The organism is Nostocoides japonicum T1-X7 (genome assembly GCF_001046855.1).
GTDB classification, from domain to species: domain Bacteria; phylum Actinomycetota; class Actinomycetes; order Actinomycetales; family Dermatophilaceae; genus Nostocoides; species Nostocoides japonicum.
Genome location: NZ_HF570958.1, coordinates 2,021,954 through 2,043,054 on the forward strand (window position 1 = coordinate 2,021,954; position 21,101 = coordinate 2,043,054).

Sequence of the window (21,101 nt, forward strand, 5' to 3'; positions counted from 1 at the left end):
CGTCCTCGGCCGGGTCGCCGAGGAGCGGCGCCACCTCGTCGCGCTGCGCAGCCGGCCGGTGCTCGCCGACCCGACCGCATACCTCCGCTCGCAGCGCGAGAGCATCGCCGCACTGCGTCGCTCCGGCCACCGCTCCGCCGCCACCCTCGCCGCGCGCGAACGGACCCGGGTCGAGCACCTCGCCGCCCAGCTCCGGCTGCTCTCCCCCCAGTCGACCCTCGACCGGGGGTACGCCATCGTCAGCCAGGTCGACGGCACGGTGGTCCGTGATCCCGCCGAGCTCGAGGTCGACGAGGTCCTCCGGGTCCTCGTCGCTCAGGGCGACTTCGGCGTCCGGACCCTCGGTATGCCGGACGACGGGTCCGCCGTCTCCCCCGTCTAGCACGCTTCGCCCCGCCCCTGCGGCCGCGCTGCGCACCCCTCCGGCTGCGCGCTTTGGCCCCCTTCCCCCGTGCTGCGCGTCCGCTTCCGGCGCGCTCTGGTCTCGTTCTCGCGCCGCGATCCCACCCGCGCCTCGCACGTGCCGAGAAGATGTCGTTGCGGGGCCGGCTCGGGAGCATCGACTCGGCACGTGCGGCTTGTCGTGGTCAGATCGGCGGCGCGACCACGAAAAGCCCACACGTACCAGATCGATCGACGCCCCCCGAACCCCTGCCGGCGCTCCGAACCCTTGTGGGGAAGCTGACCAGAGCTCTGACGCGGGTCATCTTCCCCGGAAGGGTCCGACGCATGGTTCCCTGTGCCATCCGACCTGGACCGTGGCCGACAGGCGGCACGAGCCGCCCGACGAGATCGGCTGCGTGGGAGCCCTGTCGGGGACGGCGGCTAGGGTCGTGCGCCATGACCGATCCGTCCTCGACCGGCACCAACCACGACATCGCCGACCTGTCCTACGAGGCGGCGCGCGACGAGCTGGTCCGCATCGTCGCTCAGCTCGAGGGCGGACAGGTGATCCTGGAGGAGTCGATGCGGCTGTGGCAACGTGGCGAGGCACTGGCCAACCACTGCGAAGGCTGGCTCGCCCGGGCCGAGACCGCGGTCGGCGAGGCGACGAGGACCGAGTCTTCGACGACCGACCCGGTCTGACAGGCCGCCATTCGCGAACCCCAGCCATTCGAGGTACCCACCGGCCACCACAGCGACACCAGATACCTCCACCCAAGGCGAACCCCAGCCATTCGAGGTACCCACCGACCACCGCAGCGACACCAGATACCTCCACCCAAGGCGGCCCCCAGCCATTCGAGGTACCCACCGACCCTACCGCAGCGGCATCCGGCATCTCGAACGAGTCATGGGCGCAGTCCCGAACGGGGCGCCCACCGCGAAGCCGCCCGCTCAGGTGGCGGAGGGAGAGGGCGAGGACGGTTTGACGACCTGCAGGTGCTCGACGAACTCGGTGAGCTGCGCGAAGGTACCCGTCCCCGTGATGATCGTCGTCAGCTCGCCCTTGCTCGACGGGCGGTTGACGAGGCTGTTCTGCACCTTCAGGTCGCGGACGTACGTCGTCCACGTCCGGCCGCCGGCCTCCACCGTCCCCTTCTGGGCGGCGCGGTTGACCTCGGCGGTGACCCAGCCGGTCGTCGGGTCCTTCGCCTGCTCGATCGCGACGTACTGGTTGTCCGGCGTCTCGTACCCCACGTGCCACGTCATGACGCCGTCGGTGCTCCGCTCGTAGCGGACGCTCGTCGCACGCCACCCGTCGGGCAGGCCGACGGGGATCTCGATCGGCCAGCCGCTCTGGGAGGCGATGGTGTCGGCGGACCCGGCGACATCGACGGGTGGCTGGGTGATCCGGTTGACCCGCGGCACGATGAGGATGACGACCGCCATGAGCGCGACGATGACGACGAGGGACCGCACCATGTTGGCGGCGGAGCCGCTGAGGTAGCGGTTCGCGGGCTGTGCACTCACGGACACCATCGTCGCCGACGACACCCACCCGGCGCGAGCCGCCCCCGTCCCGGGCCGACCGGAGCGGTCGACGGGGAGGTCTCCCGGGCGGTCCACGGGCGCTCCAGCGGGGCGGTCCACCGGGAGCCGACGACCAGGTCGATGGCCGCTAGAGTCGGCCGTATGCCCGCACGTGTCGCCGTGGTCGGTGAGGCTCTCATCGACATCGTCCATGACCCGTACGACCTCGTCGAGGAGCACGTGGGCGGCAGCCCGCTCAACGTCGCCGTCGGGCTGGCCCGGCTCGGGGTCAGTGTCGACTTCGCGACGACGATCGGCGACGACCTCCGCGGAGACCGGATCCAGGAGCACCTCGCCGACCGGGGCGTGCACCTCCTCCCGACGAGCCACACCGACGACCCGACGACGACGGCCGTCGCGCGCCTGGACGAGACTGGCGCCGCGGAGTACGAGTTCGACCTGCACTTCGACCTGCCACCCCTCGACCTCGCCCCGGACGTCGGCCACCTCCACACCGGCTCGATCGGCGCCCAGCTGCAGCCCGGTGCGGCCAACGTCCTCGCAGCGGTCGAGGCGGTCCGGACCCAGGGCACCGTCTCCTACGACCCCAACATCCGACCGACGATCATGGGGCCCGTCGACGAGGTGCGCCCCAAGGTCGAGGCGATCGTCGCGATGAGCGACGTCGTCAAGGCGAGCTCGGACGACCTGGAGTTCCTCTACCCCGGCGACTCCGCGACCGCCGTCATGCAGCGCTGGTGCGGCCTCGGCGCCCGCCTCGCCGTCGTGACGCTCGGGGCACACGGCGTCGTCTACGAGCTCGCGGAGACCGGGGAGGCGGGATCGCACCCGACGAGGGCGCTCGACGTCGTCGACACCGTGGGGGCCGGCGACTCCTTCATGGCCGGGCTCATCAGCGGACTCCTCGACGCCGGCCTGCTCGGCGGTCCGGACGCCCGCGAGCGGTGGTCCACCTCGCGGCTGGCGGACGTCGAGCCCGCCATCGAGCGAGGCCTCGCCTGCTCCGCCGTCACGGTCGGCCACCCCGGCGCCTACTCCCCCACGCTCGACGAGCTCCCGGCGACGACGAGGAGCTGACCGATGCCCGAGTTCGCCTACGAGGACCTGCTGCCCGCGGGACACGACGGCGTCGCATACCGGCTCCTCACGACCGAGGGGGTCACCGTCGTCGAGGGCCCGGACGGCGGGACCTTCCTCCAGGTCGCCCCGGAGGCCCTCCGGCTCCTCGCCGAGACGGCGATGCACGACATCGCCCACTACCTGCGCCCGGCCCACCTGCGGCAGCTGCGCACCATCCTCGACGACCCCGAGGCGAGCAACAACGACAAGTTCGTCGCCCTCGACCTCCTCAAGAACGCCAACATCGCCGCCGGCGGCATCCTCCCCATGTGCCAGGACACCGGCACGGCCATCGTCATGGGCAAGCGGGGTCAGCACGTCCTCACCGACGGCCCCGACGAGCGCGCGCTGTCCGAGGGGATCTACGACGCCTACACCCGGCTCAACCTCCGCTACAGCCAGATGGCGCCCGTCACGATGTGGGAGGAGCGCAACACCGGCTCCAACCTCCCCGCGCAGATCGAGCTGTATGCCGACACCGCCCCGGGCCATGAGGCGCGGTACGACTTCCTCTTCATGGCCAAGGGCGGCGGCAGCGCGAACAAGTCCTTCCTCTTCCAGGAGACCAAGGCGATCCTCAACCCCGAGCGGATGCGCAGCTTCCTCGACGAGAAGATCCGCTCGCTCGGCACCGCCGCATGCCCGCCCTACCACCTCGCGATCGTCATCGGCGGCACGAGCGCCGAGTTCGCCCTCAAGACCGCCAAGTACGCCTCGGCGAAGTACCTCGACCAGCTGCCGACGTCCGGGGACGCGGCGACCGGCCACGGCTTCCGGGACCTCGAGCTCGAGGAGGAGGTCCTCCGGATCACCCGCGAGAACGGCATCGGCGCCCAGTTCGGCGGCAAGTACTTCTGCCACGACGTCCGCGTCGTCCGGCTCCCCCGGCACGGCGCCTCGCTGCCCGTCGCGATCGCCGTCTCGTGCTCCGCCGACCGGCAGGCGCTCGGCCGGATCACCGCCGACGGCGTCTTCATCGAGCAGCTCGAGACCGATCCCGCCCGGTTCCTGCCCGACACCGAGGAGCAGCACCTCATCGAGGGGGCGGACGAGGCCGTCGGGGCGAGCTCGACGGGCCGGGGCGGGGTCGTCGAGATCGACCTCACCCGCCCGATGCCCGAGATCCTCGCCGAGCTGACCAAGCATCCGGTCAAGACCCGGCTGTCCCTCACCGGGCCGCTCGTCGTCGCCCGCGACATCGCCCACGCGAAGCTCAAGGAGCGCCTCGACGCGGGCGAGGACCTCCCGGCATACCTCAAGGACCATCCCGTCTACTACGCCGGACCGGCGAAGACCCCGGAGGGTATGCCATCGGGCTCCTTCGGGCCGACGACGGCCGGGCGGATGGACTCCTACGTCGACCAGTTCCAGGCGGCCGGCGGCTCACTCGTCATGCTCGCGAAGGGCAACCGGAGCACGCAGGTCACCGACGCGTGCCGGGCCCACGGAGGCTTCTACCTCGGGTCGATCGGCGGACCGGCCGCCCGGCTCGCCCAGGACTGCATCAAGAAGGTCGAGGTCGTCGAGTATGCCGAGCTCGGCATGGAGGCGGTGTGGCGGATCGAGGTCGAGGACTTCCCCGCATTCATCGTCGTCGACGACAAGGGCAACGACTTCTTCGCCTCGGTGACGAAACCGCTGGCGACCACCATCCCCAAGCGAACAGGACTGCTGTGAACAACGAGATCATCGGCTTCGACGACCTGCTCGAGGCGAACCGCGACTTCGCACGGACCTTCTCCCTCGGCGGCTTCGACGGCGTCGCCCACCGCGGCATCGCCGTCGTCACCTGCATGGACAGCCGGATCGACCCGCTCGGCATGCTCGGGCTCAAGCCCGGGGACGCGAAGATCTTCCGCAACCCCGGCGGTCGCGTCGACGAGGTGGCCATGGAGGCCCTCATCCTCGGCGTCCATCTCCTCGAGGTCGACCGCATCCTCGTCATCCCCCACACCCGGTGCGCCGTCGCGAGCTCCACGGAGGAGGAGCTGCACGCCCAGCTCGACGCGCGAACCGGCGTCGACACCTCCTGGCAGCACCTCCACGTCATCACCGACCAGCGCAGGACCGTCCGCTACGACGTCCACAAGGTGCGGGCCCATCCGCTCGTTCCCGAGAGCGTTCTCGTCGGCGGCTTCCTCTACGACGTCGACACCGGGCTGCTCGAGCAGATCTGCTGAGCCGCTGCCGTCGAAACCCTTGTGGGGAAGCTGGCTGGCGTCATGGCTCACACCAGCTTCCCCACAAGGATCTGAGGGACCGTCGCCGACAGCGGTCGTCCCAGAACTATTGACCGGGCGGTCAGTCAGTAACTAGAGTGATGAATGTTGATCCGCCTACAGGAGCGACGGGTCATGTCTCACGTGAAGGTGATGGTCGACATGACGAAACAATGGACTCGCTGGCAGGACTGGGTGGCGCTCGTCGCCGGCGTCTACGCCTTCCTCTCGCCCATCTGGACGACGACCGTCCAGAAGGCGAGCGTCACACTCATCGTCCTCGGCATCGTGACGGCTCTCGCCGCCCTCTGGTCGCTCTACGCGCCTGACGTGTTCGGCATCGACATCGCCGTCGCCGTCCTCGGCGTTCTCTTCTTCATCGCGCCGTGGGTCATGGGGTTCACCGGGACCTCGCCGATGGCGTGGACGTCGTGGATCGTCGGCGTCGTGACGTTCGTCGTCGGCGCCCTCGCGATCCCGATGGAGAACAGGGCCCACCGGGGGCATGGAACGCCCCTCGCCCAGCACTGACCGGCCCACGGCGGCACCGGGACCCAACGGACCCTCCCGGTGCCGTCGTCGTCGCTAGGCTCACATCACCATGGCCCACCCCGTCACCCGTCGCCGCCGCCGGACGCCGGACGCCGCCGACGTCCGGCGGCGGATCCTCGACGCGGCGACCGAGCTCTTCGCCCGCGACGGGTTCGACGCCACGGCCACCTCCTCGATCGCCCGCGCGGCCGGGGTGCCGAAGGGCCTGCTCTTCTACCACTTCCCCGCCAAGCTCGACCTCCTGCGCACCCTCCTCGACGAGCGGCTCCCGACGAGCCCGTTGTGCGGCGTCGACGACGTCGTCGTCCCCGGGGACATCGCCGCGTCGCTCGAGCGGCTGCACGCCGAGTTCGGGCTCGACCAGCACGAGTCGCTCGTCCTGCGCACCGTCATCTTCCGCGAGGCCCAGACCCATCCCGAGGTCGGCGACCACCTGCGCCGGTTGCGCGCCGGCATGGTCGCCGTCACCGAGGCCGTCCTCGACGGCGCGAGCCCCGAGCCGCTGGCCCCCGACGCTCGACAGGCCGCGGCGCGGACCTTCGTCGCCGTGGTCGTCGACCATGCGAACGCCGAGCGGTTCGGCGGGGCGGAGGCCGACATCGCGGGAGCGGCTCGGCTCGTCGCCGGTGGACTCCGAACTGCTCAGCATGCGAGATGACGAATATCCGCCGGGCTCCGTGCGTTGGACCCATCACCATCATCCACGAGCCAAGGAGCAGGTATGCCGTTCGAGGCACTGACCGAGACCCTCTACACGATCTCCGCGACCGCCACCGGCGGCCGTGAGGGGCGCACCCAGAGCGAGGACGGCATCGTCGACCTGCCGCTCGGCAAGCCGGGGAGCAAGAGCAACCCGAAGGCGAACCCCGAGACGCTCTTCGCAGCCGGGTATGCGGCGTGCTTCGACGGCGCACTCAACCTCATGGCCCAGAACGAAGGGCTGGACACCTCCGCGTCCACGGTCACCGCGAGCGTCACGCTCGGCAAGACCGAGACCGGGGTCGGCCTCGCCGTCGAGCTCGTCGCGCACGTCCCCGGGGTCGACGAGGCGAAGGCCCAGGAGCTCGCCGACAAGGCCCACGAGTTCTGCCCCTACTCCAAGGCGACCCGCGGCAACATCTCGGTGACCGTGAAGGGCGTCCCTGCCTGAGCCCGGTTCACCGAGCCGGTTCCTGCAGCGGGCTCGCCGGCGGCCGATCCGGTCGCTGGTGAGCCGGCTCGGACGCGGCCCGGCATACCGGAGAGGTGGTGCCGGGCCGTCGCCCGACGTCCTGAGGGACGCGGGCTACAGGGTGAGGCTCTCTTTGACGACCCGGACGAGGCGCTCGGCGACCTCCCGGGCTTCGTCGTGCTCCGGCGCCTCCACCATGACCCGCACGAGCGGCTCGGTGCCGGACTTGCGCAGCAGGATGCGACCCCGACCCTCGAGCGCCGCCGACTCCTTCTCGACGGCCTCCTGGAGCGTCGGGTCGGTGTCGGCACGGCCCTTGTCGACACCCTTGACGTTGACGAGGACCTGCGGCAGACGCGTCATGACGGACGCGAGGTCGGCGAGGTCGCGGCCCGTCTCAGCCACCCGCGCGGAGAGCAGCAGGCCGGTGAGGACGCCGTCCCCCGTCGTCGCGTGGTCCATGAGGATGACGTGGCCGGACTGCTCGCCGCCGAGGGAGTGCCCCGAGGCGCGGAGGGCCTCGAGGACGTAGCGGTCGCCGACCGCCGTCTGGGTGACGGCGACCCCCTCGCGCTCCATCGCCTGGAGGAGACCGAGGTTGCTCATGACCGTCGCGACGAGGGTGTCGTGGCGCAGCCGGCCGCGCTCCTTGAGAGCGACGGCGAGGATGGCCATGATCTGGTCACCGTCGACGACCCGTCCCTCGCCGTCGATGGCGAGACAGCGGTCGGCGTCGCCGTCGTGCCCGATGCCGAGGTCGGCGCCGCGGGCGAGGACCGCGGTTCGCAGGTGCTCCAGGTGGGTCGACCCGTAGCCGTCGTTGATGTTGAGCCCGTCGGGCTCGGCGCCGATCTCGTCGACCTCGGCGCCGGCGAGCCGGAACACCTCGGGCGACACCGCGCTCGCGGCACCGTGGGCCGCGTCGATGACGACGTGGAGGCCGTCGAGCCGGTTCGGTAGGGCGGCGAGGAGGTGGGCGACGTAGCGGGCCTGCCCGGCGCGGTTGCGATGGACGCGCCCCACCTCGGCGCCCGTGGGCCGCTCCCAGGCGACGTCGAGACCCTCGGCGATCTCGTCCTCGACGACGTCGGGCAGCTTGTGGCCGCCGGCGGCGAAGAACTTGATCCCGTTGTCGGGCATGGCGTTGTGGGAGGCCGACAGCATGACGCCGAAGTGGGCGTCCATGTCGGCCGTGAGGAACGCGATGGCCGGCGTCGGGAGGACGCCGACGTCGTGGACGTCGACGCCGGCCGACGCGAGACCGGCGATGACCGCCGACTGGAGGAACTCCCCCGACGCGCGAGGGTCTCGGCCGACGACGGCCTTGGGGCGGGGGCCCCCGCCTCCCGCGCGGCCTGTCCGAGGACCCGGGCGGCCGATACCGACAGGCCGAGGGCGAGCTCGGCCGTGATGTCGACGTTCGCCAGTCCACGGACGCCGTCGGTCCCGAAGAGTCGTGCCATGGGTGAGCTTGCCTTTCGCGAAGTGCGGGCACGCGGCATACCGGCTCTGCGTCGGCGGACGAGCGTGCGTGCAGTCGGGTCGAACCTACCCCTTAGGAGACGCCGGAGGCGGCACCCATGGTTGGGTGCCGCCTCCGCGGTGCGGGCCGAGACCCGGCTCAGCGCTTGCTGTACTGCGGTGCCTTGCGGGCCTTCTTCAGGCCGGCCTTCTTGCGCTCGGGGACGCGGGCGTCGCGCGTGAGGAACCCGGCCTTCTTCAGCGTCGGCCGGTTCAGCTCGGGGTCGATGCCGTTGAGCGAGCGGGCGACACCGAGGCGGACGGCGCCGGCCTGTCCGGAGGGGCCACCGCCGTGGACGCGGACGAGGACGTCGTAGGCGCCGTCGAGCTCGAGCACCTTGAGCGGCTCGCCGACGATCTGCTGGTGGACCTTGTTGGGGAAGTACTGCTCGAGCGTGCGGCCGTTGATCGTCCACTCGCCGGTGCCGGGCACGAGGCGGACGCGGGCGATGGCCTGCTTGCGGCGGCCGGTGCCGGCGCCCGGGGCGGATGCCGACGGTCGGCGGGCGGCGTCCTCGGCGGCGGGCGCCTCGGACTCAGAGGTGTACTCGGTCAGCTCGACCTCGTCGCTGCCGGCGAGGTCGTCGATGGTCGTGTCGGTCACGATGGTTCCTTTTCTGCGCGAGATCCGCGGGGGATTACTGCGCGACCTGCGAGATCTCGAACGGCTGCGGCTTCTGCGCAGCGTGGGGGTGGTCGGAGCCGGCATACACCTTGAGCTTGGTCAGCTGCTGACGGCCGAGGGAGTTCTTCGGGAGCATGCCGCGGACGGCCTTCTCGACGGCCTTCGCCGGGTTCTTCTCCAGGAGGACCTGGTAGGACTCGCTCTTCAGCCCGCCCGGGAACCCGGAGTGGCGGTAGGCCTTCTTCTGCTCGAGCTTGGCGCCGGTGAGGGCCACCTTGTCGGCGTTGATGATGATGACGAAGTCGCCGGTGTCGACGTGCGGCGCGAACGTCGGCTTGTGCTTGCCGCGCAGGAGGACTGCGGTCTGGCTCGCGAGCCGGCCGAGCACGACATCGGTGGCGTCGATGACGTGCCACTGGCGCGTGATCTCGCCCGCCTTCGGGGTGTACGTGCGCATGGGTGTGCCTTCTGGTGTGGTGAGGTGGTTCTCGTATGCCGTGCGCTCACGTCCCTTGCGGAGCGCTCCGGCACAACGATCATCCAGTCTACGGGCCCCCGGCGGGTCGGGCGAAATCGCCGCCATGGGGGCTCGGCACGCCTCTGACCTGTGAAGACGCGGATCTCGGCCAATGTGCACAACTATTGTGCAAAGAGACTGTGCAAAGGTATTCTGCACGTATGCCCGACGCTCTGGACCCCGGCGACCGCCGTGCCGTCCGGCTCGACCCGACCTCGCTCACGGTCCTCGCCCATCCGCTGCGCAACCGGATGCTCGGGAGGCTGCGGGCCCTCGGCCGCGCGACGGCGACCGACCTGGCCCGCGATCTCGGGACCAACACGGGTGCGACGAGCTACCACCTGCGCAGGCTCGCCGAGGTCGGGCTCGTCGAGGACACCGGCGAGGGTGCGGGCAAGCGTCGGCTGTGGCGGCCCACCTCCGACGAGCACCCGTGGACTGCGAGCGACGTCGCCGGCGACGAGGACGCCGAGACCGCGCTCAACTGGCTCGAGCGCGACTACGTGCGGCACCTCTCGGAGAAGGCGACCCGGTGGCTCGACGTCGAGAGCGGCTGGCCGCCCGCGTGGCGCGACGCGCTCGGTGCGCGGGACGACCACGTCGTCGCGACGGCCGAGCAGGTGCTCGCCATGCAGGCCGAGATCTCGGCCGTCGTCGCGCGCTACCGGCGCGTCGGACAGGGCAACCCGTCGGCGCGGCGAGTCGCCATCTGGACGGTCGGCTACCCCATCGACCTCGACACCCCGCCCCGCCGCACCGCCCCCTGACACCTGTCGCCGCTTCGTCCTGCCGCCCCACGCGACCCGACCGCACCGCACTCAGCGACCGATGGACACCCATTGCCCGGGGTCCGGCGCGGGACTCGTGCTTGGCCTCGAGACCGTCCCTCCCGACTCCTTGCCGTCGGGCCGGGTGGGCTGGCGCCAGAAGTCGCGCTCTTGCGAAGACGTCGCGCCGATCGGCGCGACGTCTTCGCAGAACCGCGACTTGTGGTGGGGGACGTGCGGGGTCCGGGGTCGGTCGGTGGGCCTAGCGCTGGACGAAGACGGCCACCGTCCGGGCGGGGACCGTCGCGGCGCCGGTCGTGGCGTTCCATGACGCGCCCTTGACGACCGGGTCCGACCCGTTCGCCTGGACGGGCGAGAGCGACAGCGCCTTCCCCGCGAGTCCCGGCACGACCTGGGTGACGGCGGACGGGGTCGCGTTGAAGACGACGACGAGACCCTTGAGCGACGGGTCGGCGTTGCGCCCCTTCGTGTCGTCGATCCGCATCGCGATGACGCCCGGATGGGCCGCCGCGGTGCCGGATGCCGGGAAGGACACCTTCTGCTTGATCGCCGAGGCACTGCCGAGGCGGAACAGGGGCGTGGAGAACCGCAGGCGGAGCAGGTCCTGTGCCTGGGCCGAGGCCGCGCCGACGTCCGACGCCGACGGCTTGAGCGCGGCGTTCGCGAGGAGCGGCTGCTGGAACGGCCACTTGCTCGAGTTGTCGCCGGCGAGCGGCAGGCCGTGGCCGAACCCGTTGTCGGCCCCCGTCCACGACAGCGTGTTGAACCAGTCGCCGCTGTCGTAGCTGTTGCGGTCCAGCGACTTGCTCCGCAGCAGGTCGGCGCCGGCGTGCCAGAACGACGGGGTCTGGGCGAGCGCGGTCGTCGCGAGCGACAGCGTGTTCATCCGCACCCGGTCGGCCATCGACGTCGCGACGGGCAGCTTGTAGGTGAGGGAGTCCCACAGCGTCTCGTTGTCGTGGGCGTCGACGTACGAGATCACCTCGTCGGGCTGGTCGGCATAACCGGCCGGCGACCCGTTGTAGTCCACCTCGTCGCCCCGGACGGAGGCGCCCTCGGTGTCGGTGAAGACGAACGAGCGCAGGTTGCCAGCCAGCCCGAGCTGGACGAGATCGGTGTCGTGCTGGAGCGAGGCGTCGGCCCCGTCGTTGATCGCCGCGCCATTGGGATCGGTCGCCTCGCCGGACCCGAAGCCCTGCTTGCGCGGGTCGTCGTCGAAGGGGCCACCGCCGCGGACGGCGTCGCGGAGCCGGTCGGAGAAGGTGCCGATGCCGGTCCCGCCGAGCTGTCCCTGGGACGCCTGGACGAAGAGCGCGTTGTCGGCCACCTCGCCGAAGTTCCAGCCCTCGCCGTAGAGGTAGATCGACCTTCCGTCGACACCGTCCTTCGTCAGCGTCAGCCTGTCGAGCGCAGCGCGGACGGCGAGCAGGTTCGCCTTCGAGGCGTGCCCCATGAGGTCGAACCGGAAGCCGTCGACCTTGTAGTTGCGCGCCCAGGAGACGACGGTGTCGACCATCCACTTCTGCGCCATCGCGTGCTCCGTCGCGACGTTCTGGCAGCACGTCGAGGTGTAGACGACGCCCGTCCTGTCGAGCCGCTGGTAGTAGCCGGGCACGACCTGGTCGAGGACCGAGGTCGGCGCCTCGCCGGAGGCGGGGGTGTGGTTGAAGACCTGGTCGAGGACCACCCGGAGCCCGTCGCGGTGGAGCGCGCCGACCATCGTCCGGAACTCCGCGACCCGCGCGCCGCCGTCCGCCGCCGCCGCGCTGCTGGCATACGAGCCCTCCGGTGCCATGACGTGGAAGGGGTCGTAGCCCCAGTTGTAGCCGTCCTTGGCGCGGATCGAGTCGATGCAGGCCTGCTGCTTCTCGGCGTCCGGTGCGTATGCGGAGAGGTCGCCGCAGCCGGCCGACTCCGGTGTCTCCTGCTTCGCCCTGTCCTCCTCGATCGAGGCGATGTCGAAGGTCGGCAGGAGGTGCACGGTGTTGAGGCCGGCCTGCGCGAGGGCCTTGAGGTGCTTGGTGCCGTCGCCGTCGTCGGCGAAGGCGAGGTAGGTCCCGCGGTGGGCGGCGGGCACCGTCGGGTCGCCGATCGAGAAGTCGCGGACGTGCAGCTCGTAGATCGTCGAGTCGACGCCTCGAGCGAGGCGTGGTGAGGGGGCCGTGCGCCACGGCGCCGGCTGGTATGCCGGGTCGCGCAGGTCGACGGCCACCGAACGCGTCGAGTTCAGCGTCAGCGCAACGGAGTACGGATCCGTGACGAGGTTGTGCTCCACTGTCCGGGCCGTCGGCGCGTAGACGACGACGTCGTAGAGGTAGCGGTCGCCCCGCGAGCCGACCGCCGCGTTCCACGAGCCGTCGGGACGCCGGGTCATCGGCGTGCGGGTCGCGTCCGCGACGGGAGCGTCCGCCGCCGCGCTGGCCGGCCAGGTGAGCACGTCGACCGACTGCGCGGTGGGTGCCCAGAGCCGGTAGGTCGGGACCCGTCCCGAGAAGGTCACGCCGAGCGTCGTCTTCGCCGCCTTCGCGGCGTAGAGGTCGTCGAGGACGTAGGCGATCTGGACGCTCGTCGCGTCCTGGAGCCTCCCGAGGGTGTCGTACTCCCCCACCGCGACCTGACCCTGGAGGATGTCCGGCACGAGGCGCTGGGCGGGCCGGTCGAGCCGGAGGGCGAGGTACCCGGCGAGCTCGGGATGGGCCGTGACGACCTTCTTCGGCAGGCCTTTGGCGTCGTAGGTCAGCCTCGCCTCTGAGCCGCCGGTGACGGCCTCGGCGTCGACGGCGAGACCGCCGTCCCTGGACCAGGCGAGCCGCCACGACAGCAGCCGGGGGTCGGTGCCTTCGGGCACCATGTCGGCCGGCCAGGCGAGCAGCCCGCGCTGCACCCAGATGGCGCGCTGCTTGGTGAGATCCGGTGTCGCACCGGCCCGCGTGACCGTCGCGGTGATGGCGTGGGTGGCCTTGACGTAGCTGATGGTGACGAGCATGCCATCGGCGGGCACGGTGAGAGGGATGTTGCTGCCACCGGCGACGCCGCCCGCGCCGTAGCTGGTATCCCAGGAGAGTCCCTCGGCGACCTTGAACTCGTAGCTGCCGGCGGGGACCTGGTCGGTCGTCCACGAGTACGTGCCGTCCCCGTCAGGGTCCTCGAGCCAGGGTCGCATACAAGCCGGGTCCCAGTCCGCCGAGCAGCCGAGCTCGTTCTGGTAGGAGCCGGGCGCGGTGACGACGGCCCCCTCGGCGTCGCTCGTGGCCCAGTGGGTCGCGTGGTCGTAGTAGAAGGAGACGGGGGAGGCGCCGGCGGTGTACTCGATGTTCGCGCCGTTCTTCACGGCACCCGCGCCGTAGTTCTCGTCCCAGCTCTTGTCGATCGCGGCCTTGTAGGCGTAGGGACCCGCGGGCAGGTCGGTGTAGGTGCCCTTCCAGATCTCGTCGTTCGGGTCGAGGGCGAGCTGTGCCTCGTCGCAGTCCGGCGCCCAGTCCGCCGGGCAACCCATCTCCGTGTTGTGGGACCCCGGCACGGACACCGCGTCGGGTTGGGTGACGGGCCCGACGCCGCCGCCCCCACCACCGCCGGTCTGCGGGTCCCCGACGATGCCGTAGGTCGACGTCGCGGAGACGTGGCCGGCGATGTCCTTGGCGACGGTGCGGTACTCCAGGAGGGTCCCCTTCGGCATACCGCTGACGTCCTGGAACACGCGATACGGCGCGTTGTCGTCGGTGCCGAGCGGCTTCCAGGTCGTCGTGCCGACCGGCCGGTAGGCGAAGCTCACCTGGGCGAAGGCGCCCGAGGGGATCGCCGCGGAGATCTCGGCACGGCCCCCGACGACGCCTCCCGCGCTCGGGCTTGTCTGCTGCAGCGCCGGCTTGTTCTTCGGCGTGACCATCCGGCCGGCCGCCTTCCACACCGACACCGACTGGGCCGGCACGGTGACCGTGAGCCGGCCGTCCTTGGCCGACCTCACCCGCGTCGCCGCCCCGTAGATCGGCGTGAACCCTTGGCTCCTCCCGTAGGTCGCGAAGGTCGCCGACTTCGCCGTCGTCGCGTTGTTGAGGGCCACGACGTACTCGGTGTTCGTCGCGGTATCGATGCGGGAGAAGGCGAAGACGCCGGCGCCGCTGCTGGCGTACCGGTGGACCTGGGCACCGTCGGCGAGCGCAGGATACGCGGCGCGGAGGGCGGACAGCTGCTTGATGTGCTGGTAGAGCGGGGCGTTCGTGTCGTAGCGGTCCATCGACCCGGACGGGCCGCCGAGGACGGGCTCGTCGGCATACTGCTGCGTCTTCGTCGCGAACATGTCCTCGCGGGCGTCCTTGTCGCCGCCGAGGCCGATGAACCCCTGCTCGTCGCCGTAGTAGGTGACCGGCTGTCCGCGGGTGAGGAACATGAGGTCGTCGGCGAGCCCCACCTTCGCCATGAGGTCTGCGTCGCTCGTGCTCGTCCCCTTGAGCATCATCGCGACCCGGCCCATGTCGTGGTTGCCGAGGAACGTGGGCAGCTCGTAGGCGTTGGAGTCGGTGTCGGTGTAGTAGTCGTCGTCGGCGTAGAGGTCGCGCAGGTCGGTCCCGCTCTTGCCCTGGACCCAGCTGACGGCCTGGCTCTGGAACCCGAAGTCGAGGGTGGCGGGGAGCTTGGCGGTCGTCGTGTACTCGCTCATGAACGACGGGCGGGCGTCGTAGACCTCGCCGAACATGAAGAAGTCCTTGTTGCCGATGCGGTTCGCCTCGGCGAGCATCGCCGGCGAGAAGCGTTGCCAGAACTCGGTGTTGACGTGCTTCACGGTGTCGATGCGGAAGCCGTCGACGCCGAAGTCCACCCACGCCTTGTAGATCTCCTCCATCCCCTGCTCGACGGACAGCTTCTCGGTGAACAGGTCGTCGAGACCGGCGAAGTCGCCGTAGGTCGCCGACTCACCGGCATACGTGCTGTCCCCGCGGTTGTGGTAGTTCGTCGGGTCGTTGAGCCACGCGGGCACCTTGGCGGTCCGGTCCGCCTCACTGTCGAAGACCGGCGTGTAGGGGAAGGAGGTCGCCGGGTCGAGGGCCGGGAAGTCGGGCTTCTCGGCGTACTGCGCGTCGTCGAAGACGTTCCCCGACGCGTCCCGGTAGGGGTAGTCGGTCTTGTTGCGGTAGGTGTACTCCTTCTGCGTGTAGTCGATGACGTCCGCGGTGTGGTTCGTCACGATGTCGAAGAAGACCTTCATGCCCTTCTGGTGGGCCTTGGCGATGAGGGTCTTGAGGTCCGCATTGGTCCCGAGGTGCGGGTCGATCTGGGTGAAGTCGGTGATCCAGTAGCCGTGGTAGCCCGCGCTCGCGTCGTCTCCCGTGCCCTGGACGGGGCGGTTCTTGAACGACGGCGTGAGCCAGATCGCTGTCGTGCCAAGGCCTTTGATGTAGTCGAGCCGCTGGGTGATGCCCTTGATGTCGCCACCGTGGTAGAAGCCCTTGTCCGTCGGGTCGTACCCGGTCGTGAGCCGACCGCCGGTGAGGCCGCCCTCGTCGTTCGACGGGTCGCCGTTCGCGAACCGGTCGGCCATGACGAAGTAGTAGCGCTCCCTCGTGAGCGGCTGGCGCAGCGAGGACGTCGCCAGCTTGCGGTCCGCGCTCGTCGTCGTGGTGCCCGGCAGGTCGGTCGGGGAGATGCCGACCTGGTGCGTCGTGTCGTCGTAGGAGAAGAGCAGCGTCGAGGGGCCCTGGAGGACGAGCGGGATGTTGGGCCCGTTCGAGGCCCCGCCAGCACCGTAGTTCTCGTCCCACGAGTGGTTGACGGCGGCCTTGAGCTCGTAGCTGCCGGCCGGCACGGTGAACGTCCGCTCGAAGATGCTCGTGTCGCCGAGCCGGGTGAGGTCGGTCGCCGTGCACGACGGGTCCCAGTCGGCGGAGCAGCCGAGCTCGGACTGCAGGGACCCGGCGATCGTCACCGTGTCCGTCGCCGCGACGGCGCGGGGGGTCGCCCCGACGACGAGGGTGGTGGCGCCGAGGGCGGCGGCGGCGAGGACGGCATACGCACGGCGGGCGAGCGGCATGACAGCTCCTTTGCTGGGTCCACTCCCCGGCGCTGAGATCACAGGGAGGGCGTATGCGAACCTAGGCCCGTCCACCCGCCGAAGGGAAGATGCCCACGGGTTTCCTTACCCGCTCTTTACTGATGGGTCGGGCCGCGACGGAGCACCCCCGATCAGGTGACTTGCCCTTCAGCGCGGTGACGACGACGAGGACGAGATGGACGAGCAGCACCGTCTCGAGGACGCCCCGCACCGCGCGCTCGGACGTGCTGAGTCCTGTCACCCCGGCCGGGGAGAAGCCGACGACGGGCAGCGCGACGCGAGGTAGTCCCATGGCGTCCGCCCGTCGGCGCCGACCGCGGTGAACCCGCCGGCGACGAGGAGGACGACGCCGGGCGTCGAATGGTCCCGTATGCCACCCGCTCACCTCGGACGCTCGACGCGCCCCTCGTCCCACACCGGCTCCGGCGCCTCGACGACCCGGCCGTCGGAGCCGAAGACGAGGAAGCGGTCGAACTGCCGGGCGAACCACCGGTCGTGGGTCACGGCGACGACCGTCCCCTCGAAGGCGTCGAGGGCGTCCTCCAGCGCCTCGGCCGAGTGCAGGTCCAGGTTGTCCGTCGGCTCGTCGAGGAGCAGGAGGGTCGCGCCGGACAGCTCGAGGAGGAGGATCTGGAAGCGCGCCTGCTGCCCGCCGGACAGCGACTCGAAGGTCTGCTCGCTCGACCGGGCGAGGCCGTACCGGTCGAGGACCTTGGCAGCCTCCTCGCGGGGACGGCCCGCCCGGTGCGCGTCGCCGCGGTGGAGGATCTCCAGGAGGGTCCTCCCGTGCAGGGCCGGCTGGTCGTGGGTCTGGGCGAACCAGCCGGGACGGACCCGCGAGCCGAGCCGGACGTGCCCGGTGTGCGCGACGGGGTCCGGGCGGACGTCCCCGACCGGGCGATGCTCCATATCGGGGTCGGTGCCTCCCGCGGCGAGCAGCCGGAGGAAGTGCGACTTGCCGGAGCCGTTGCTCCCGAGGACCGCCAGCCGGTCACCGAACCAGATCTCCGCGTCGAACGGCTTCATGAGGACCGACTCGCCCGCCCCCGCCGCCAGCTCCAGGCGCTCGGCGACGACGGCACGCTTGGCGGTCCGACCACCGGCCAGTCGCATCCGAACGTTCTGCCGCAGCGGAACCGCCTCGGGCGGCCCCTCCTCGACGAACCGCGCGAGCCGTGTCTCGGCGGCCTGCAGCCGGGAGGCCATGTCGGCGTTGTAGGCGGCCTTCTGGCGGTACATGACGACGAGGGCCTTGAGCTTCGCGTGCTCCTCGTCCCATCGCCGGCGCAGCTCGTCGAGCCGCGCGTTGCGGTCCTCGCGGGCCTGTTGATAGGTCGTGAAGGGTCCGGGGTGGACCCACAGCGTCGCGCCCGCGCCACCCGGCTCGAGGGTCGCCACGCGGGTCGCGACACGGCTCAGCAGCTCACGGTCGTGGCTGATGAACAGCACCGTCTTGGACGACGCGACCAGCTGCTCCTCGAGCCAGCTCTTGGCCGGCACATCGAGGTAGTTGTCGGGCTCGTCGAGGACGAGCACGTCCTCCGGACCCCGCAGCAGGGCTTCGAGGACGAGGCGCTTCTGCTCGCCGCCGGAGAGCGTCGACACCCGGCGCCACTGGGCCTTCTCGTACGGGACGCCGAGGGCCGAGACGGTGCAGACGTCCCACAGCGTCTCGTACTCGTAGCCGCCCGCGTCGCCCCAGTCGACGAGGGCCTGAGCGTAGGCGAGCTGGTCGGCCTCCTCGTCCCGCTCCATCATCGCGAGCTCGGTGGCGTCGACGGCGGCCGCGGCCTCCCGGACGGCGGCCGGGGCGACGGAGACGAGGAGGTCGCGGACCGTCGACGAGTCGCGGATCGACCCGATGAACTGGCGCATGACGCCGAGGCCTCCGGACCGCGTGACGGCACCCTCCTTGGGGACGAGGTCGCCGCTGATGACGCGGGTGAGCGTCGTCTTCCCCGTGCCGTTGGGGCCGATGAGCGCGGTCCGCGAGCCCTCGCCGATGCGCAGGCTGACGTCGCGCAGCAGCGGCCTGCCGTCGGGCAGGACGACGCCGACGCCGTTGAGCTCGAGATGACCCACGGCACGCCATTGTCCTGCAGGACCGTGCGGGCGTCACTCGATTTGTCCCCGAGCCACGCGGGCAGGTGCCCCCAGGTCCGGATCGCCGTGCCTCTATCCTCGGGCCGTGACCCCTGCCGCTGATGCCGTCCCCGCGAGCCTCGTCGAGGCGTTCGCCCGCGACGGGCACGTGCTCGTCGCCCGTCTCGTGCCCGTCGACGCGCTCGGCTCCTACGGGTCCGTCGCTCCTGCGGGGTCGTCCGACGAGGCGCTCGCGGCGGTCGCCGCACGGCTGCTCGGAGCGACGCGGGTGAGCGCCGTCGAGCGACGGCTGGAGTGGTCACGACCCCGCACGTCGATCGGCCCGTGGCAGCGCGATGCCGACCGGCTCGGCGCCGACACGCCGCTGGTGACGATGTGGCTTCCGCTGCAGGACACGAGCGTCGATCTCGGGACTCCGCAGTATGCCTCGGGAACGGTCACGCGCGAGGACTCCGACCGGTTCCTCGCCGGCCTCGCGTCGGACCCGGACCGCTCCCACCCCATCGACACCCGCTACCCGGTCACCGCCGTCGCGCCCCTGGCGGCGGGCGACGCGTCCTTCCACGGCGGCCGGACGGCATACCGGATGTTCGGCAACACGACGACGAGCGAACGCCTCGCGGCCGTCATCACGTGGACGGTGGCGTGCGAACAGCCCGGGCCGTCCGAACCCGATCGGCCAGCTCGTCGTCCGGCGGGTAGGTGACCTCCTCCAGGCACAGCCCGTGGGCCGGCATGACCTTGACGCGCGGGTCGCGGGTGCGGGCGGCGAGGACGGCGGCGGGGAAGTCGATGGGCGCCCGGCCGAGGCCGACCGGCACGACGGCGCCGACGAGCGCGCGGACCATCGAGTGGCAGAAGGCGTCGGCGACGACGGTGCCGACGACGATCCCGTCGGCGTCCCGGGACCACGTGTATGCGACGAGGGTGCGCACCGTCGTCGCCCCCTCACGTCGTCGGCAGAACGCCGCGAAGTCCCGCAGCCCGAGGAGGTCGGTGGCCGCCCCCGTCATCCGCACCACGTCGAGCGGCCCGTCGAGGACGACGGTGTCGTGGCGCCGGAGCGGGTCGAGGGCGGCCGGTTCGTCGCAGATGCGGTAGGCGTACCGCCGCGAGGTCGCGGCGAACCGCGCGTCGAAGCCCGGCGGCGCGACGGTCGCCCGGTGGACGACAAGGTCCGGGGCCAGGACGCTGCGCAGCCGGACGACGAGGGCCCGCTCGGGGGGGCGCTCGCTCCGACCGGGGACGCGCTGCCAGGCCTCGACGGGGACGTCGACATGGACCACCTGCCCGCGCGCGTGAACACCGGCGTCGGTCCGGCCCGCGACGACGAGGCGCGGCGGCTCGGCGAGCCGCAGGACCGTTCCGAGTGCCGCGGTGAGCTCGCCCTCGACGGTCCGGCGGCCGGGCTGGGCGGCCCAGCCGGAGAAGTCCGTCCCGTCGTACCCGAGGTCGAGACGGATCCGCACGACCGGGCCGGTCGGGTATGCGGTCTCCGGCCCAGCCGGTCCGGTGCTGCCGGAGGGAATGGGAGGCATACCGGCAGTCGAGGCGGACGGCACGCCGCCCTCCTCGCGCGATCCCGGCATACGCCCGACCCTATGCCGCACCCCACCTCGTCGAGTGGGCGTGTGCGGGGACATGAGGTGAGTCGCATTCTCTCCGGGAACGGCGAGACGGGGCTCGGCCGATCACCGACAATCTCCTCGTGACTCCTGCCGTGCCCTCCGCGACGACGACGTCCGGCCCGCCGACGTCCCTCGCCCGACGACGCGCGGCGGTCGCGGCGACCTTCTTCGCGCAGGGACTGCTCTTCATCAGCCTGACGACGCACCTGCCGCAGGTGCGGGAGAGGTTCGGGATCGGCGAGGCGATGCTCTCGCTCATGACGTTCGTCGTCGTCCTCCTCGCCGGCGCGGGCTCCGTCCTCGCCGAGCGGGTGGCCGCCCGCCGCGACAGCGCGGCCGCGCTCCGCACGGGTCTCACGGCGGTCGCGATCGGGCTCGCCGCGGCCGGCCTGGCTCCCTCGCTGGTCCTCCTGTGCGTCGCACTGGCGGTCTACGGCCTCGGTCTCGGCATGGTCGACGCCTCGGGGAACATGCAGGCCGTCACCCTCGAGCACGCATACGGCCGACCGGTCCTGCCGTCGTTCCACGGCGCGTGGACAGCCGGCGGCATCGTCGCGACCGTCGTCGCGCTCGCCCTCGGCCACGTGGCTCTCGCCGCCGCCCTGGTCCCGGTGGGGATCGTCCCGCTCGCCTGCCTCATCCTCCCCCTCGTGCGCCGGGACCACGGTGCGGCCGCGACGGCGACCGACCTGTCCGGCGTCCCGTGGCGGCGGATCGTCATGGTGGGCCTGGCGCTCGTCCTCTTCTACATGGTCGACACCGCCTCGCAGACGTGGGGACCGGTGTTCCTGCGCACTGCGTTCGACGTGGCGCTCGGCAACGTCGCCGTCGCGACCCTCCCCTACCTCGTCGCCACCCTCGTCGCCCGCCTGCTCGG

At 71.3% G+C, this 21,101-nt stretch carries 17 protein-coding genes and 2 pseudogenes; 11 read left to right on the top strand and 8 right to left on the bottom strand.

The window, feature by feature from the left end; all coding sequences use genetic code 11:
- Together BN12_RS09085 and BN12_RS09090 are read left to right on the top strand one after the other, a co-directional pair.
- On the top strand, positions 1–382 hold a 382-nt coding region (locus tag BN12_RS09085), incomplete at its 5' end, for an exodeoxyribonuclease VII large subunit (RefSeq protein WP_048551855.1).
- A 458-nt stretch (positions 383–840) separates the two neighbouring features.
- On the top strand, positions 841–1,086 hold the full coding sequence (locus BN12_RS09090) for an exodeoxyribonuclease VII small subunit (RefSeq protein WP_048551858.1): 246 nt from the start codon (positions 841–843) through the stop codon (positions 1,084–1,086).
- Positions 1,087–1,338: 252 nt separating this feature from the next.
- Here BN12_RS09090 and BN12_RS09095 read toward each other — a convergent pair whose 3' ends face one another.
- Positions 1,339–1,914, bottom strand: coding sequence for a DUF4245 domain-containing protein (locus BN12_RS09095; protein ID WP_235432352.1), 576 nt, complete (start codon positions 1,912–1,914; stop codon positions 1,339–1,341).
- 162 nt (positions 1,915–2,076) lie between these two features.
- On the opposite strand from BN12_RS09095, the gene BN12_RS09100 reads away from it, so the two are divergent.
- The 6 genes from BN12_RS09100 (at position 2,077) to BN12_RS09125 (ending at position 6,975) form a co-directional block, all read left to right on the top strand.
- On the top strand, positions 2,077–3,012 hold the full coding sequence (locus tag BN12_RS09100; protein ID WP_048551860.1) for a carbohydrate kinase family protein: 936 nt from the start codon (positions 2,077–2,079) through the stop codon (positions 3,010–3,012).
- A gap of 3 nt (positions 3,013–3,015) precedes the next feature.
- Complete coding sequence (locus BN12_RS09105; RefSeq protein WP_048551862.1) at positions 3,016–4,731, top strand: fumarate hydratase; 1,716 nt, start codon at positions 3,016–3,018, stop codon at positions 4,729–4,731.
- Positions 4,728–5,234, top strand: coding sequence for a beta-class carbonic anhydrase (locus BN12_RS09110; RefSeq protein ID WP_048551863.1), 507 nt, complete (start codon positions 4,728–4,730; stop codon positions 5,232–5,234). The genes BN12_RS09105 and BN12_RS09110 overlap by 4 nt, the downstream gene beginning before the upstream one ends.
- Positions 5,235–5,408: 174 nt before the next feature.
- Positions 5,409–5,804 (top strand): SPW repeat protein, encoded by a 396-nt coding sequence (locus tag BN12_RS09115; protein WP_157635419.1) that lies wholly within the window; start codon positions 5,409–5,411, stop codon positions 5,802–5,804.
- Positions 5,805–5,874: 70 nt separating this feature from the next.
- Positions 5,875–6,483 carry a TetR/AcrR family transcriptional regulator gene (locus BN12_RS09120; protein ID WP_053079989.1) on the top strand — a complete coding sequence of 203 codons (609 nt, stop codon included), beginning with the start codon at positions 5,875–5,877 and terminating at the stop codon, positions 6,481–6,483.
- Between the two features lie 63 nt (positions 6,484–6,546).
- The gene (locus BN12_RS09125) at positions 6,547–6,975 is read left to right on the top strand and encodes an organic hydroperoxide resistance protein (RefSeq protein ID WP_048551864.1); all 429 of its coding nucleotides are present in this window, start codon (positions 6,547–6,549) and stop codon (positions 6,973–6,975) included.
- Positions 6,976–7,110: 135 nt separating this feature from the next.
- On the opposite strand, the pseudogene glmM reads toward BN12_RS09125, so the two are convergent.
- The 3 genes and pseudogenes from glmM to rplM form a co-directional block, all read right to left on the bottom strand.
- Positions 7,111–8,459: pseudogene (gene glmM / locus BN12_RS09130) on the bottom strand (phosphoglucosamine mutase).
- A gap of 158 nt (positions 8,460–8,617) precedes the next feature.
- On the bottom strand, positions 8,618–9,121 hold the full coding sequence (gene rpsI, locus BN12_RS09135; protein WP_048551865.1) for a 30S ribosomal protein S9: 504 nt from the start codon (positions 9,119–9,121) through the stop codon (positions 8,618–8,620).
- 34 nt (positions 9,122–9,155) lie between these two features.
- Positions 9,156–9,599 (bottom strand): 50S ribosomal protein L13, encoded by a 444-nt coding sequence (gene rplM / locus BN12_RS09140; RefSeq protein WP_048551866.1) that lies wholly within the window; start codon positions 9,597–9,599, stop codon positions 9,156–9,158.
- A 221-nt stretch (positions 9,600–9,820) separates the two neighbouring features.
- On the opposite strand from rplM, the gene BN12_RS09145 reads away from it, so the two are divergent.
- Positions 9,821–10,426 carry an ArsR/SmtB family transcription factor gene (locus BN12_RS09145; protein ID WP_048551868.1) on the top strand — a complete coding sequence of 202 codons (606 nt, stop codon included), beginning with the start codon at positions 9,821–9,823 and terminating at the stop codon, positions 10,424–10,426.
- A gap of 262 nt (positions 10,427–10,688) precedes the next feature.
- On the opposite strand, the gene pulA is transcribed toward BN12_RS09145, so the two are convergent.
- From pulA to BN12_RS09155, 3 genes are all read right to left on the bottom strand, one after another.
- Positions 10,689–16,472, bottom strand: coding sequence for a pullulanase-type alpha-1,6-glucosidase (gene pulA / locus BN12_RS09150; RefSeq protein WP_048551870.1), 5,784 nt, complete (start codon positions 16,470–16,472; stop codon positions 10,689–10,691).
- Positions 16,473–16,533: 61 nt separating this feature from the next.
- Entirely contained in the window at positions 16,534–16,785 is a 252-nt protein-coding gene (locus tag BN12_RS24415; RefSeq protein ID WP_157635420.1) for a hypothetical protein, read from the bottom strand.
- 89 nt (positions 16,786–16,874) lie between these two features.
- A complete protein-coding gene (locus tag BN12_RS09155) occupies positions 16,875–18,575 on the bottom strand; it encodes an ABC-F family ATP-binding cassette domain-containing protein (protein WP_048551872.1) in 1,701 nt (566 codons plus the stop codon).
- Positions 18,576–18,681: 106 nt separating this feature from the next.
- Here BN12_RS09155 and BN12_RS09160 point away from each other — a divergent pair, with 106 nt between their 5' ends.
- Complete coding sequence (locus BN12_RS09160) at positions 18,682–19,302, top strand: phytanoyl-CoA dioxygenase family protein (RefSeq protein ID WP_048551874.1); 621 nt, start codon at positions 18,682–18,684, stop codon at positions 19,300–19,302.
- On the opposite strand, the gene truA is transcribed toward BN12_RS09160, so the two are convergent.
- The gene (truA, locus tag BN12_RS09165; RefSeq protein ID WP_048556195.1) at positions 19,226–20,065 is read right to left on the bottom strand and encodes a tRNA pseudouridine(38-40) synthase TruA; all 840 of its coding nucleotides are present in this window, start codon (positions 20,063–20,065) and stop codon (positions 19,226–19,228) included. The two genes, BN12_RS09160 and truA, sit on opposite strands and share 77 nt — an antisense overlap.
- A gap of 239 nt (positions 20,066–20,304) precedes the next feature.
- On the opposite strand from truA, the pseudogene BN12_RS09170 reads away from it, so the two are divergent.
- Positions 20,305–21,101: pseudogene (locus BN12_RS09170) on the top strand (MFS transporter); the annotation flags it as partial.

Bases quoted from the DNA above. Each gene is read 5' to 3' on its own strand.
- BN12_RS09090 (WP_048551858.1), top strand. From the start codon at position 841: ATGACCGATCCGTCCTCGACCGGCACCAACCACGACATCGCCGACCTG.
- BN12_RS09100 (WP_048551860.1), top strand. From the start codon at position 2,077: ATGCCCGCACGTGTCGCCGTGGTCGGTGAGGCTCTCATCGACATCGTC.
- BN12_RS09105 (WP_048551862.1), top strand. From the start codon at position 3,016: ATGCCCGAGTTCGCCTACGAGGACCTGCTGCCCGCGGGACACGACGGC.
- BN12_RS09115 (WP_157635419.1), top strand. From the start codon at position 5,409: ATGTCTCACGTGAAGGTGATGGTCGACATGACGAAACAATGGACTCGC.
- BN12_RS09120 (WP_053079989.1), top strand. From the start codon at position 5,875: ATGGCCCACCCCGTCACCCGTCGCCGCCGCCGGACGCCGGACGCCGCC.
- BN12_RS09125 (WP_048551864.1), top strand. From the start codon at position 6,547: ATGCCGTTCGAGGCACTGACCGAGACCCTCTACACGATCTCCGCGACC.
- rplM (WP_048551866.1), bottom strand. From the start codon at position 9,599: ATGCGCACGTACACCCCGAAGGCGGGCGAGATCACGCGCCAGTGGCAC.
- BN12_RS09145 (WP_048551868.1), top strand. From the start codon at position 9,821: ATGCCCGACGCTCTGGACCCCGGCGACCGCCGTGCCGTCCGGCTCGAC.
- pulA (WP_048551870.1), bottom strand. From the start codon at position 16,472: ATGCCGCTCGCCCGCCGTGCGTATGCCGTCCTCGCCGCCGCCGCCCTC.
- BN12_RS24415 (WP_157635420.1), bottom strand. From the start codon at position 16,785: ATGGGACTACCTCGCGTCGCGCTGCCCGTCGTCGGCTTCTCCCCGGCC.